Source organism: Paraburkholderia kururiensis JCM 10599 = LMG 19447, from assembly GCF_003986935.1.
Taxonomy (GTDB): domain Bacteria; phylum Pseudomonadota; class Gammaproteobacteria; order Burkholderiales; family Burkholderiaceae; genus Paraburkholderia; species Paraburkholderia kururiensis.
The window spans coordinates 1-253 of the sequence record NZ_RJZE01000145.1 but is presented as its reverse complement, the minus strand read 5'-3'; the positions used below and the strand labels follow the sequence as shown (position 1 = coordinate 253).

Here is a 253-nt window from a genome sequence, read left to right as displayed (position 1 = left end):
TCGAAGTGACGGCGCACCTGGTGAGTGCATCGCTCGTCGCCCGGTTATCTGATATACCCATCCTGCAATTCGACCCACGCAACACCTCCCCGATTAAAGGCGTTGCGACGACCGGTTGAATCCGCCCTGGCTGCCCTGATCGGTGTTGACGATCTCCGGCTGGCCGTATTTCGCGAAGGCCTCTTCCAGCGCCTCGACCGCATGGATCGCTTCCAGCGTGATCGCCACCCGATGTGCCAATACCTTACGGCTG

The 253-nt window shown here is 60.5% G+C and carries 1 pseudogene; it reads right to left on the bottom strand.

What is annotated here, in order from left to right:
• Positions 1 to 126: 126 nt before the first annotated feature.
• A pseudogene (locus PKKP23_RS34780) lies at positions 127 to 253 on the bottom strand (IS3 family transposase); the annotation flags it as partial.